Source organism: Marinobacter flavimaris (assembly GCF_002933295.1).
GTDB lineage: Bacteria > Pseudomonadota > Gammaproteobacteria > Pseudomonadales > Oleiphilaceae > Marinobacter > Marinobacter flavimaris.
The window spans coordinates 254,569-266,727 of sequence record NZ_PSSW01000001.1 but is presented as its reverse complement, the minus strand read 5'-3'; the positions used below and the strand labels follow the sequence as shown (position 1 = coordinate 266,727).

Annotated in this window: 12 protein-coding genes; 6 read left to right on the top strand and 6 right to left on the bottom strand. The window is 58.8% G+C overall.

What is annotated here, in order from left to right:
* Positions 1-44 precede the first annotated feature (44 nt).
* The 6 genes from hpf to yjgA all read left to right on the top strand — a co-directional run bounded on the left by hpf (position 45) and on the right by yjgA (position 4,015).
* Positions 45-353, top strand: a complete 309-nt coding sequence (gene hpf, locus MDHKLMBL_RS01245; protein WP_008170154.1) for a ribosome hibernation promoting factor — start codon at positions 45-47, stop codon at positions 351-353.
* Between the two features lie 87 nt (positions 354-440).
* Positions 441-911: a PTS IIA-like nitrogen regulatory protein PtsN gene (ptsN, locus tag MDHKLMBL_RS01240; RefSeq protein ID WP_014577742.1), complete on the top strand. Its 471-nt coding sequence runs from the start codon at positions 441-443 to the stop codon at positions 909-911.
* A gap of 28 nt (positions 912-939) precedes the next feature.
* Complete coding sequence (rapZ, locus tag MDHKLMBL_RS01235) at positions 940-1,824, top strand: RNase adapter RapZ (RefSeq protein WP_008170152.1); 885 nt, start codon at positions 940-942, stop codon at positions 1,822-1,824.
* Between the two features lie 7 nt (positions 1,825-1,831).
* Positions 1,832-2,101 (top strand): HPr family phosphocarrier protein, encoded by a 270-nt coding sequence (locus MDHKLMBL_RS01230; protein ID WP_008170151.1) that lies wholly within the window; start codon positions 1,832-1,834, stop codon positions 2,099-2,101.
* Between the two features lie 9 nt (positions 2,102-2,110).
* Entirely contained in the window at positions 2,111-3,472 is a 1,362-nt protein-coding gene (gene mgtE / locus MDHKLMBL_RS01225; protein ID WP_008170150.1) for a magnesium transporter, read from the top strand.
* Between the two features lie 15 nt (positions 3,473-3,487).
* Entirely contained in the window at positions 3,488-4,015 is a 528-nt protein-coding gene (yjgA, locus tag MDHKLMBL_RS01220; RefSeq protein WP_062781911.1) for a ribosome biogenesis factor YjgA, read from the top strand.
* Between the two features lie 9 nt (positions 4,016-4,024).
* Here the strand turns inward: yjgA and MDHKLMBL_RS01215 are convergent, their stop codons facing one another.
* Genes MDHKLMBL_RS01215 through mreC form a run of 6 tightly spaced genes read right to left on the bottom strand, consistent with a single transcriptional unit; the run spans position 4,025 to position 12,092 of the window.
* Positions 4,025-4,870, bottom strand: coding sequence for a carbon-nitrogen hydrolase family protein (locus tag MDHKLMBL_RS01215; RefSeq protein ID WP_104269929.1), 846 nt, complete (start codon positions 4,868-4,870; stop codon positions 4,025-4,027).
* Positions 4,871-4,900: 30 nt separating this feature from the next.
* Positions 4,901-8,656, bottom strand: a complete 3,756-nt coding sequence (locus MDHKLMBL_RS01210) for a YhdP family phospholipid transporter (RefSeq protein ID WP_104269928.1) — start codon at positions 8,654-8,656, stop codon at positions 4,901-4,903.
* Positions 8,657-8,696: 40 nt separating this feature from the next.
* Entirely contained in the window at positions 8,697-10,178 is a 1,482-nt protein-coding gene (rng, locus tag MDHKLMBL_RS01205) for a ribonuclease G (protein ID WP_014577748.1), read from the bottom strand.
* Positions 10,175-10,780 (bottom strand): Maf family protein, encoded by a 606-nt coding sequence (locus tag MDHKLMBL_RS01200; protein ID WP_104269927.1) that lies wholly within the window; start codon positions 10,778-10,780, stop codon positions 10,175-10,177. The genes rng and MDHKLMBL_RS01200 overlap by 4 nt, the downstream gene beginning before the upstream one ends.
* A gap of 2 nt (positions 10,781-10,782) precedes the next feature.
* Positions 10,783-11,259: a rod shape-determining protein MreD gene (gene mreD, locus MDHKLMBL_RS01195; protein ID WP_104269926.1), complete on the bottom strand. Its 477-nt coding sequence runs from the start codon at positions 11,257-11,259 to the stop codon at positions 10,783-10,785.
* A complete protein-coding gene (gene mreC / locus MDHKLMBL_RS01190; protein WP_241956165.1) occupies positions 11,259-12,092 on the bottom strand; it encodes a rod shape-determining protein MreC in 834 nt (277 codons plus the stop codon). The genes mreD and mreC overlap by 1 nt, the downstream gene beginning before the upstream one ends.
* Between the last annotated feature and the right edge of the window lie 67 nt (positions 12,093-12,159).

The window sequence follows — 12,159 nt, the reverse complement described above, 5'->3', positions numbered from 1 at the left end:
AGACCGGCTCCCGGGAGCCGGCACGATGACAACAGGAGACGCCTATGCAACTCAATATTTCAGGCCATCACGTAGAACTGACTCCCGCACTGAAGGATTATGTTTCAGAGAAGTTCGAGAAGCTCGAGCGTCACTTTGACCACATCAGTAACTGCCAGGTGACCCTGGAAGTGGAAAAGGTGCGCCAGATTGCGGAAGCCACGTTGCATGTGGTTGGTGGTGAGATTCACGCAAAGGCAGAAAATGAGGATATGTACGCAGCCATCGATGCCCTGATCGACAAGCTTGACCGTCAGATCCTCAAGCACAAGGAAAAGAATGTAGACCGGATGCACGGAAACGGCTCTCGCTAACTGACTGTTTTCATGCACTTCATCTAATCGAGCTGCGACATGAGTAACGTGTCGCAGCCTTTTTTTTAACGGAAATGCAGTCGATCCATGAGCGACACATCCCTGACCATAGACAACATTCTTGCGCCGGAGCTCACCCTCTGCAGGGTAGCTGCGTCCAGCAAGAAACGGGCCCTGGAGTTTATTGCCGAGCAAATAAACCATCAGGACAACACGCTCAGCGAGACCCAGCTCTTCAACAACCTGATTTCCCGTGAGCGCCTGGGCAGCACCGGCATTGGCCAGGGAATTGCCATTCCCCACTGCCGCCTGGAAGGACTGGACCACGTGGTGGGTGTGCTGATGACGCTTGAAGAAAGCGTGGAGTTCGATGCTATCGACAATCAGCCAGTCGATCTGATCTTTGCCCTGATTGTGCCAAAAGAGGCGACGAGCGAGCACCTTGAGCTGCTGAGCCAACTGGCGGAGAAGTTCAACGAGCGGTCATTCTGTGATCGCCTCCGGCAATGCGAGGACGCCAGCACGCTGTACCAGCGCATGACCGCCTCAGGCGGCTGATATTCACTGCAGTGGAGGTAAGGTGGTCATGAAGCTGATTATCGTCAGTGGCAGGTCCGGTTCGGGCAAGAGTACCGCACTTCATGTGCTGGAGGACCTCGGGTTTTATTGCATCGACAATCTTCCTATTGGCCTGCTCTTCCCCCTCACACGGGAAGCCGCCAGCCAGACCAGGCCTGGTCGACTGGGCAAGATGGCCGTCAGTATCGATGCGCGGAACCTTTCCGGCGAGCTGGCCAATTTCGAGGAGATCTACCGGCGCCTCCAGGAAACCGGGGTTACCGTTGAAATCATCTTTCTGGACGCCGACGAGCAGTCGCTTCTGCAGCGTTTTCACGCCACCCGCAGAAAGCATCCGTTGAGTGACGACAGGACCTCTCTCCGGGAAGCCATTACCAGCGAGAAGAAACTGCTGGAGCCCCTTTCCAAGCTTTCCGATCTTTACGTAAATACCACCGGGATGTCCATGTACGAGCTGCGGGACATGGTCAAGCAGCGCGTGGTCGGTCGAAAAGATCAGGAACTGGCTCTCCTGTTTCAGTCATTCGGCTTCAAACACGGCGTGCCGCTGGATTCCGACTACGTTTTCGATGTCCGCTGTCTGCCCAACCCCTACTGGGATACCAGTCTCCGCAAGTATGTCGGTACGGATCAGCCGGTTATCGAGTTTCTGGAAAAAGAACCGGCAAGCCGGAAGATGATCGAGGACCTGAAATCATTTCTGGATACCTGGCTGCCCTCTTTTGCAGACAGCAACCGCAGCTACATGACCATTTCCATTGGTTGTACCGGCGGCCAGCACCGGTCGGTGTATGTGTGCGAGCAGTTGGGTGAGTACTTCCGGCAACGGTACAGCAATGTGCAAGTGCGGCACACCGAGCTGCCACACCTGCAGACCCGGGAAGAGATCTGATCAAGCCATGATTCGCCGCCCCATTACCATCATCAACAAACTGGGCCTGCATGCGCGCGCCACTGCGAAGCTGGTCAACACGGCATCGGAATACGACAGCAGCGTGCGTATCAGCGGCAAAGGCCGGGATGTGGACGCGAAGAACATCATGCAGGTGATGATGCTGGCCGCCAGCAAAGGAACCGATGTGGAGCTCATTGCCGACGGACCGGATGAGGAACAGGCCATCGAAGCATTGGTGGAACTGATTAACGACTATTTCGGTGAGGGTGAGTAAAATAAACACATGACCGATATTCTGGAAAAAAGCCAGGCCCGCCAGCGTCTTCGCTCCCTGAGCGAAGCGCTGGACAGTGGCGCACTGAAGCAGGTTGCCCGCATCCTGAACGGTGGCCTGAGCCCCAGTGATATTGCCCATTTGCTGGAATCTTCACCGCCCCGGCAGCGGGCCCTGCTGTGGAACCTGGTGGACAAAGACCTCGAAGGCGAGGTTCTCCAGTATCTCAGTGATGATATCCGAGGCTACTTCCTGAGCCAGCTTAATGCTCAGGAACTGGCGGACATCATCGAGGATTTCGAGTCAGACGACCTGGCCGACCTGCTGCAGCAGCTGCCGGATACGGTCATCCAGGAAGTCCTGGAGACCATGGACGAGCAGGACCGGCAACGGGTGGAGGAAGTTCTCTCCTATCCGGAGGACACCGCCGGCGGTCTGATGAACACCGACACCATCACGGTGCGCCCGGACATCAGTATCGATGTTGTGCTCCGCTACCTGCGCAGGCACCGCACCCTGCCACCCATGACCGACAGCCTGATCGTGGTCAGCCGGCGGGACGATTTCATTGGCATGCTGCCCATCACGAAAATGCTGGTCTCCAACCCCGCCTCCACCGTGCGGGAAGTCATGGATACCGACATCGAGCCCATTCCCGTGAGCCTCTCCGACACCAAGGTAGCGACATTGTTTGAACGCTACGACCTGATCTCGGCGCCGGTGGTAAACGAGGAGGGCCGCCTGCTGGGTCGGATCACCATCGATGATGTGGTTGACGTTATCCGGGAGGATGCGGACCACTCACTGATGAGTATGGCGGGTCTGGACGAAGACGAGGACACCTTTGCGCCGGTGTGGAAAACCACCCGTCGCCGTGCCGTCTGGCTGGGCATCAACCTGATTACGGCACTGACCGCCTCCGCCGTCATCGGGCTATTTGAAGACACGATCGCCAAAGTGGTGGCGCTCGCAGTGCTGATGCCAATTGTTGCCAGTATGGGCGGCATTGCTGGTAGTCAGACGCTTACACTGGTGATTCGCGGTATGGCCGTGGGGCAGATCAGCGGCGCCAACGTAGGCTGGCTGCTGAACCGGGAATTTCTGTCAGGGATACTGAACGGCCTGCTCTGGGCCGCCGTGGTGGCGGGTGCCGCCATGCTCTGGTTCCAGGATGTGATGATCGGAGCGATCATTGCTGCCGCGCTGGTGATCAATCTTGTCGCCGCAGCGCTGGTTGGCACGGTTCTGCCACTGTTTCTCAAATCTCGCAATATTGACCCGGCCCTGGCAGGCAGCGTGATTCTCACGACTGTGACCGATGTAGTCGGGTTCATGGCCTTTCTTGGCCTCGCGACGATTTTCTACGCTTAAGCGGATCTCGGATTTATGAAAGACCATCAAGACAACGACGCGCCGGAATACGACGGCCCTAGCAAATCTCAGCTGAAACGGGAAATGCACGCCCTGCAGGACCTGGGCAAGCGGATGCTGGACCTGAGCAACGATCAGTTGGAGACCCTGCCAATCAGCGACACCCTCCGCGCCGCGATTGAGGAATCCCGCCGTATCCGCCAGAACGAGGCCAAACGACGGCACCTGCAATACATCGGCAAGGTCATCCGACAGGAAGATGATCCCGAAGCCCTCGCGAAAGCCATCGACGCCTTCGATGCCGGTAGCGAAGAACACACCCGCAGACATCACCTGGCGGAACGCTGGCGGGACCGGATGATTGCCGAGGGCGATTCCGTTGTTGGCGAATTCTTCAGCTACTGCCCCAGTGCCGATATGCAGCACCTGCGAAACCTTGCTCGAAACGCCCGAAAAGACGTCGAAAAACAGAAGAACACCGGCCAGGCCCGGAAACTGTTCCGTTATCTCAGGGAGTGCATCGACGACGCCGAGGCCATGTGAGCCGTTGGCTCAACCTTTGAGCCGGCGGTGCTCCCACACCGGCATCCGGGCGCGCAGATTGGCTACCTGATCGGCGTCCAGTTCGGCGGTGACCAGGCCCGGGCCTTCTCCCATTTCCGTCACGATCCGCCCCCAGGGATCACAGATCAGGCTGTGGCCATAGGTGCGACGGCGCTCGCTGTTCTGGCCACCCTGGCCAGGCGCCACTAACCATACCTGGTTCTCGATCGCGCGCGCCCGGATCAGGGGGTACCAGTGGGCATCACCGGTCTGCCAGGTGAAAGCGCTCGGAAGGCAAATCCAGTCCACCTCCTGCTCACGCAGCAGCCTGAACAGCTCCGGAAAGCGAAGATCGTAACAGATCGCCAACCCCAGCTTGCCCGCGGGCGTATCCACGGTCACTATCTGTTCGCCGGGCTCGAAGGTGTCCGATTCACGGTATTGACCATGGGCGTCTTCCACCATGGCATCGAACAGGTGAATCTTGTCGTAACGGGCAACTTCCTTACCCTGGTCATCAAAGACAATGCAGGTTGCACTGACCCGATCCTCCAGATCTGAGCCGTCCGGTCGTTTGGCCACGGGCATCGACCCGCCAACGATCCAGAGCCCCAGTTTCCGGGCCTGTTCGGCCAGGAAAGTCCTTATGACAGGCTCGGACCCCGCCTCCTGGCGACCACGATCAATCATCTGACTGGTGGCCAGAACCGCAAAATTCTCGGGCAGTACGGCGACCGAGGCGCCCTGCTCGGCAGCCCGGGCCAGCAGCTGTTCCGCTTCGCGCAGATTGGCGTCGATGTCATGACCGCTGACCATCTGGATGGCTGCGACCCGATTGGAAACACGCTTGTTCATGACTGCCTCCGATATTGCCAAACAGAAAGGTTATTCGCCGGTGTCAAAAACCCGTTGCAGATTCACTTCCGGCTCGTCCCATGAGCCGGTCACGCTGTAGGTTGCGCTTGTCAGCCTGCTCAAAGGATCGCCCAGAATCTTGTCCAGCACAAACAAGGCGCCGCCGATCGGCGCACCGGCACCCATGAGCAGCGCCGCCAATGGCAGATTCTGAGTCAGGGGCAACACAACTACAAGCCGCATATCCAGCTCCTCGCTGGCCATATTGGTCGTACCACTGAGTTTGAAGGCGCCGGATGGGCCCACTATCTGCAGCTCCGGATCCATGGTCAGCAAGCCATTGATGATCTGCGCCTTGCCCGAGATCGCGTCGAATGCCACCCCACGCTCATACAGATCGGAAAAGTCGAGCTTCAACCGGCGCCATAGAGTGTCAGAGTTCAGCAGATTGAACACCCGGAACAGTTGCGCCGTGTTGTTTCGCTCCAGGATCACACCCTCATCCAGCCTGAGACTGACCGAGCCACTGAGCTCCGATATGGAAAGCTCATCCGGACGGCCGGGCCAGTCCAGATCCAGCTCTATGTTGGTCCCCTCGTTGGTGACCGGCATTTCAGTGTCGAGGAGCTCGTTCAGATCCGCGAGCGCACCCCCGCTGATGGACCCTGTAAACCGGCTGGTTTCCCGGTCTCCGACGATGCTCCAGCTCATATCGCCCAGCAGTGTCAGGGAATTCAGGCGCCCCTCGATGTCATTTACCTGCAATCGGAAGGGTTCGGGGCGGAGCCGAAAGGCCCACTGTCCCAACGATTCGTCGTTCAGTTGCAGTTCCGCAATCGAGACGTCAATATCCGGCCAGTTTCCCATATCCAGCGCGCGGAAAGCCTCAAGCTGCTCTTCGAGGGTCAGTAATTCCGGCGAATCCTCAGGGGGTGTTTCACTGCGCACGAGCCGTAACACCTGAAAATCGGCCTTCACCGTGTCGCCATTTTGCGGAATTGTCAGTCGGCCTTCGGCGCGTTGCGAGCTGGTGGTCGCCACCCACCGGCCACCAAGATCGAGGGCATTGATATCAATATCGTTCAACACCTGCGGGCCAAGGTGCAGGCGGCCAAGACGCAAATCAAACCCGGTCTCTTTCCATAACAGATCGAACGTTGCGCGGTTTTCCCAGTCGCCCGTAATTCCAAGCCCGCCGGCGGCCGAGGGATTGATGGTTGCCCGCAGCGGTGCGGCCTCATCCGCGGTTTTTGACAGTGGCTCCGGCCAGTCAACCGCCAGCCCCTCAAGAGTGGACCGCACGCGGATGCCCGACGTTGAATCCGATCCCACGTCCAGGTCCGCGGTATAGGTAACATTGCCCTGCAAACCAAAACCCGAACTGGTCTCAAGTCCCGCCTGCTCAAACACCCCGGGCACCGGTAGCGTTCCCGACTGCCGGATGGTAAGGGCATTGCCCGCCCGGGACTTGCTGAAGGCAATGGTTACCGGTTCATCGAAAAATTCGGCAGTCAAAGGACCACCGGAGAAGCCGTTTTCGCTGTGATAGGTCAGTTCACCCTGAACCGACCGCCAGGCCAACCCTGCCGAGGGGTAGGAGACGGTGCCTTCCTGTGCGGCAATCTTTGCCTCAACCACGGGGGGCTGCTCCGCCCCCAATGGCAAGTCGATACCAAGATCCAGCTGATACTCACCACCATATTCAAGCTTCTGGGCCTCTGTGCCTGCCATATCACCCAGGGGGCTATTTTCCATCCAGAACCCGACCGATTCGCCGGGCACCCGTGCCGAGGTATCCACCCTTATCCGTGTGCCTTGATCGGAGGGCACCACGCGAACCGTCCCTGGATCGAGATCCAGGCCACCGGTCTGACCTGCTTCGAGTCGGACCAGCGTGTCGCCATTGTGAACCCTGACACTTCCCCGGGCACCCGTGACCTCCGGCCAGGCGTCATCGTAGCGGACAGATGCCTGTTCGAATTCATAGATCATTGAGGTGACGAAGGAGCCCCGGGGTGCACCAGAACCTACCTGACCATGGCCGAAAAACGTCCCGGAGGTAATATCGGCCTCGAGAATGGCGGTCGTGAGCCAATCGTACAAACCGGGGTTTACCGCCTTAACAGGAACGAAATCCGCCAGCATGTCGGCGTTGCCGTTTTTCACCGACACTTTCAGCCCCAGATTGTCCTCACCCTCTCGATCCATCCTGAGGTCAAAAGCCCCGTCCAGTTCGGTGGCCTCGCCGTAACGCATCCGTACGCCATCCGAAAACACACGGGTAATAGCGCCATCCAGCAGCCAGGCCACTTCGCCCTCAAGTACGGGGAATGACCAGGCGCCCCCGAAAAGCTGGGGAAAATCCAGAGAAACGGGCGACTCGCCGGCGGCAATCCGGACATAGCCTCGTTGCCGGTCCAGAGCGATGTCTCCGTTGACAGAGGTAACGCCGGGCGCGCCGCCGTGGGCCCGAACACTAACGTCACGCAACCGGCCGGAAAGCTGAAAGTCTTCCGGGGCGCCCTCGGGAAAGAAGATTCTCAACTGGTCCAGAAAGCCACCGGGCCGATAGTCCTGAAGGGCCCGGAGTGCACGCTCCGGCAATAACGGAAGCCGCGCAGCGAGGCGACGTGTGGGCGCAAGCGGAAGGGCGTCGGCAATGACGGACATGCCTCCCTCCGACGGCGCCAGCCTCAGACTGAAAGGTGAAACAACATCGCCGTCCCAGGTCCACTGGAGCTGCTTCAGATGCCACTCGCCAAGGGCGAAGGCCCCGGATTCGACCACAGTCTCGTCGGTCATCACCGTATCGTGGCGACGCCAGCCAAATCTCGCGCGGATGTCTTCCAGTGGCGCCAGGGATTGAGAGCCAACACCCAACTGCAGATAGGGGGTCCGTACCGTACCGGTCACCTGTTGCAGCAAACCATTGCGGAACGTAAGCCAGGCTTCCCCGCCAAGATCGAAGCCTTCCACCCGGAGGGATCGCCACTGGTACTCGTCAACCAATCCGTCGAATAGCCGGCCGGAATCGACGCCAAGGTACAACTGGCCGGTAAAGTCGCCCCGGAAAAAATGCTGGCCCACGAGGGCAAAACTGGCCAGCTGCTGGGTGGTACCAGACTGCATGGCACGGCCGGATGCGTGGAACAATCCACGGCGGTAGTCGAGATCCAGCTGGGGAATATCCAGGTGGCGCAGGTTGCCCTGGTTATCCCGGATACCAAGATTGACGCGGGTAATCTTGACGTAAGGATCAGAGAGCCAGTCACCGGCAAGCTCCAGCCACTCCTGCAACTGATTGCTGACCGGTTCCGGTATTTCTGCGCCTCTCACCGCGACATCACCGCCGCGCTCCTGATTCACGGTCAGTTCCAGACCGTCTGCCTGGAAGTCCTCAAAGACAATCCTCAGACGCATCAGCGAGGCCAGCGCAGCAAAGCGGATATTCAGATGCTGGAGGTTGGCAACGACAATTCCGGTTTCAGGGTGAGTGACCTGAATGTCGCTGGCCGTAAAGGCGGGGTCGAGCCAGTACCACTGGGATGAAAGGCCACCGATGCTGACATCATGGCCCAATCGGTCTGACAGCTCACGAGCCAGATCATCGCGAAAGCTGTCCACATTCTGGGTCAGTTGGCGGCCAAGACCGGCGTATAGGGCCAGCAGCACCAGAAGTGCCAGCAGCATCCACCAGATCAGGCTGGCGAGCCGCGCCAAAAGCCGAACCGGAGGGCTCTCGGGCAGGTTCTCCGGAAGCGGCGGTTCGTGGTCAGCGGAGGACATTCAGCCCCCTTAACCCGGTAACCGGCGCAGTTTCCCGGCATCAGAGCAGAACAACATCGTACTGCTCCTGGCTGTAGAAGGGCTCCACCTGGAAGCGAATGGTCTTGCTGATGAAGGTTTCAAGATCGGCCACGTTATCGGATTCCTCATCCAGCAGGCGATCCACCACGCTCTGGGAGGCCATCACCAGATAGCTCTCGGCATCATAGGCGCGATTTACCCGGAGAATTTCCCGGAAAACCTCATAGCAAACGGTCTCGGTGGTTTTCAGAAAACCCCGTCCATCGCAGATGGGGCAAGGTTCGCAGAGCACCTGACCAAGACTCTCGGTGGTTCGTTTGCGGGTCATTTCCACCAGACCCAACTCGGAGACGCCGGTGATCTTGGTCTTGGCGTGATCCCGCTCCAGCATCTTCTCCAGCATCCGGTGGACCTGCCGCTGGTGCTCGGGATCTTCCATGTCGATAAAATCGATGATGATAATGCCGCCCAAGTTTCGCAGGCGCAGCTGCCGACTGATGGCCCGCGCCGCTTCCAGGTTGGTCTTGAAGATGGTTTCTTCCAGATTCCGGTGCCCGACGAACGCCCCGGTGTTGATATCAATCGTGGTCATGGCTTCGGTCTGGTCGATAATCACATAACCACCGGACTTGAGCTGGACCTTTCGGCTCAGGGCCTTCTGGATTTCGTCCTCGACCGAGTAGAGGTCAAATATAGGGCGCTCGCCCGGGTAGTACTCGACCTTGTCGGCAAATTCCGTGACAAACTCCTCGACAAACTCCATCACCCGCTGATGGCTCTCGCGGCTGTCGATACGCACCTTTTCGGTCTGGGGCCGGATCAGGTCACGGATGGTGCGAATGAACAACGGCAGATCCTGATACACAACCGCCGGCGCCTGAACCCGGGCAATGCGTTCGTGTATGGACTGGCTTAACCGGTGCAGGTAAGCCATGTCGCCAATCAGATCCTCAGGTGACGCCGCTTCCGCGGCCGTCCGGATGATATAGCCGCCCTGAACATCCTGATCCTCGGCGGCGGCCTCCTCAACGAGGGTTTTCAGCCGGGCCCGCTCGGTGTCGTCCTCAATTCGCTGCGAAATACCTACGTGGCTGACGCCTGGCATAAACACCAGATACCGCGACGGAATTGAAAGCTGGGTGGTCAGGCGGGCCCCCTTGGTACCGATCGGATCCTTGGTCACCTGGACGACCAGTGACTGCCCTTCCCGAAGCAGGCTTCGAATATCGGGAACGGTTTTCGGAGTATCGGCGGGCTCATCGCCATTGGACTGACTCGGAACCACATCGGACGCATGGATGAATGCGGCCCGTTCCAGACCAATATCGACGAACGCCGCTTCCATGCCCGGCAGAACGCGCACCACCTTGCCTTTGTAGATGTTGCCAACAATGCCTTTCCTGCTGGTGCGCTCTATGTAGGCTTCCTGCAGCATGCCGTTTTCAACCAGGGCCACCCTCGTTTCCACCGGGGTGACGTTGATCAGAATCTCTTCGCTCATAATGTTTGGCTCTCCAGACTGCGCGGCCAGTTTTTCCAGACCGGGTAACCGGCACCAGCCAGCAATGCGGCGGTTTCCTGCAGCGGCAGACCAACCACGGCACTGTAGCTACCCCGGAGCTCATTAACAAAAATACCACCAAGGCCCTGAATTCCATAACTCCCGGCCTTGTCCATGGGTTCGCCGCTGGCCACATAGGCGTCGATCTCTGCGGTGGAAAGCTGCCTGAAACAAACTTCGGTGATGACCAGAACAGACTGGCATTGCCCTTCTGAGGCCAACGCCACGGCAGTCATGACTTGATGAGTGGCGCCGGAGAGGCGGGCCAATGTTTCCCGGGCTTCGGTGAAGTCTGACGGCTTACCGAGTATCTCGCCATCGAGCACCACCGATGTATCCGACCCAAGTACCAGGCATTCCGGTGAGGACCCAGCCACAACCAGCGCCTTCTCCCGGGCCAAACGTTCCACATAGCGTTCCGGGGATTCATCGGGCTCCGGTGTTTCGTCGATGTCCGCCGGACGAACCGAAAAATTCAGGCCGATTTGCTGCAACAGCTCCGCCCGGCGCGGCGAAGCCGAGGCGAGAATGATTGATGGCATGGCTAACCCAGTTTGCGGTTAATGTTGTCCAGCAGGATACAGAATACCGGCCATACCAGGGCGCTGGTCAGGGCCGGCCAGAGGTAGCTGAAGCCAGCATCATCAGCCCCCAGCAATTGCTTTACAAAATGCACCAGCATCTGATTGATGCCCAACAACAGGAACACCATCAGGCACTGCTGGGGCATTGGATACATGCGCAAACGCTGATGAATGGTGAGTACCAGAAAGGCGATCAGTGCCATGGCCATGGCATTAACGCCAAGGGGGGTAGCTTCCAGCACATCTAGCAGCAGGCCCAGACACCAGGCCAGCACGATGCCGAACTGGGCGGGAGCGCGGAACGTCCAGTAGAAAACCACCAGCCCCAGCCACTCGGGGCGGAACTCGAACCACCCCACCGGGAACAGGGAAATACTGAACACCAGGGCAACGACCACAGAGAGTATAAAGACCGGATAACTGATTACCGATAACATCAGTCCTGCCCTCCCACGGTGTTTTCTTCGCCAGCGTTGGCAGCAGACTGACCCTCTTCGGTCTCGGCCTCTGCCAGAGAGGCGTTCTCAGGCGGGAAAACCACCAGCACCAGGCGGCTCTGGTTCAGTTGCGCCTTGGGCGTGGCTTCGATGGACACAAAGGGTTCGCCCGGCTCCTTGGAAATGCGGCTGACTTCGGCGACCGGATAGCCCCTTGGAAACCGGCCACCAAGGCCGGAACTGACCAGCAGATCGCCTTCACGGATATCGGCCGTGTCCGGTACATGAACGAGGTCGAGAGTATCGGTATCGCCGGTGCCCAGCAGAATTGCCCGCAATCCGTTGCGCACAACCTCCACCGGCACTGCGTGGCTGCTATCGGAGACCAGCAATACGCGCGACGTGATCTGGCTGCTCTGCACCACCTGCCCCATCAGACCGTGGGCATCGAGAATGGCCTGGCCTGGCGACAAGCCGTCGCTGCGACCCTTGTTGATGATAATTTCATGGGAAAACGGATCCGGGGAGACACCGACCACCTCGCCAACGATGACGCGGTCATCCAATACTTCTGATGAGTTCATCAGGCGGCGCAGCTCGTTGTTCTCGGAAGCAAGCGCGGCGTATTTCAGGGCGCGACGCTCGAGGATCAGCAAACGGGCCCGGAGATCTTCATTTTCTTCCTGAAGATCCTGTTTATTTTCAAACAGCCCGGCGAACCAGTCGGAAAATTCGTAGGGCGCATTCCCCAGCCAGTACACGGGTGCCAGACCGGTTGCAATGGTACTTCGCACCGTTGAGAGCTTGTCGAAACGCGCATCGGCAACCACCAGGGCTGCCGATACGAGAAGAACGATGAGGAGTCTGAAGCCGGGAGCAGGCCCCTGGACAAAGATGGTT